This is a genomic window from Streptomyces niphimycinicus, from assembly GCF_018883605.1.
Lineage (GTDB): Bacteria > Actinomycetota > Actinomycetes > Streptomycetales > Streptomycetaceae > Streptomyces > Streptomyces niphimycinicus.
On sequence record NZ_JAHLEM010001150.1, the window covers coordinates 1 to 1,302 of the forward strand.

The 1,302-nt window shown below is 73.4% G+C and carries 1 protein-coding gene; it reads left to right on the top strand.

Features of this window, described 5'->3' with window-relative positions; translation table 11 throughout:
- On the top strand, nt 1-1,302 hold a 1,302-nt coding region (locus tag KN815_RS48355), incomplete at both ends, for an acyltransferase domain-containing protein (protein ID WP_216348108.1).

Genomic DNA, 1,302 nt, shown 5'->3' on the forward strand with positions numbered 1-1,302 from the left:
CAGTCGTCAGCGTGGGCTGGCGGAGGACGGTCGGATCAAGGCGTTCGCGGCGGGTGCGGATGGCACCGGCTGGGGCGAGGGTGTGGGCATGCTGCTCGTCGAGCGGCTGTCGGACGCCCAGCGCCATGGCCATGAGGTGCTGGCGGTCGTGCGCGGCTCCGCCATCAACCAGGACGGTGCGTCCAACGGTCTGACGGCGCCGAACGGTCCCTCGCAGCAGCGGGTGATCCGGCAGGCGCTGGCCGGTGCGGGTCTGTCCGCGTCCGAGGTGGACGCGGTCGAGGCGCACGGCACCGGTACGACGCTGGGCGACCCGATCGAGGCCCAGGCCCTGCTGGCCACCTACGGCCAGGAGCGGGACCCAGAGCGGCCCCTGCTGCTCGGCTCCATCAAGTCCAACATCGGGCACACCCAGGCCGCCGCCGGTGTGGCCGGTGTGATGAAGATGGTGCTGGCGCTGCGGCACGGTGTGCTGCCGCCGACCCTGCACGTGGACGCGCCGACACCCCATGTCGACTGGTCCGCCGGGGAGTTGGAGCTGCTGACCGAGGCGCGGGAGTGGCCGGAGACCGGCCGTCCGCGCCGGGCGGCGGTCTCCGCGTTCGGCATCAGCGGTACCAACGCGCACACCCTGCTGGAGCAGGCACCGGAGCCTGCGGAGACCCCCGTCGTCGCTCCGGCGGTGGAGCTGCCGACGGTGCCGTGGGTGCTGTCGGCCAAGTCCCCGGCCGCCGTACGCGGCCAGGCCGAACGGCTCCTGGCCCACCTCGGTGGCGAGCCCGCACCGGCCGCCACCGATGTGGCCTACTCGCTGGCCACGACCCGCGCCGCCCTGGACCACCGGGCCGTGCTCACCGCGGACGGCGGGGACGGGCTGCTGGCCGGTCTCGCGGCGCTGGCGCGGGGCGAGTCCGAGGTGCCGGGCCTGGTCGAGGGCTCGGTGGCCGGTGGCAAGGTGGCGTTCCTGTTCACGGGGCAGGGCAGCCAGCGGCTCGGTATGGGCCGTGAGCTGTACGACACCTTCCCGGTGTTCGCGGACGCGCTGGACGAGGTGTGTGCCCACCTGGACGCGCATCTCGAACGGCCGCTGCGGGATGTGCTGTTCGGCGAGGACGCCACCGCACTGGACCAGACCGGTTTCACTCAGCCCGCGTTGTTCGCCATCGAGGTGGCGCTGTTCCGGCTGGTCGAGGCGTGGGGCCTGAAGGCGGACTACCTCTCCGGCCACTCGATCGGCGAGCTGGCCGCCGCGCATGTGGCGGGTGTGCTCTCGCTCGCCGATGCGGCGAAGCTGGTGGCGGC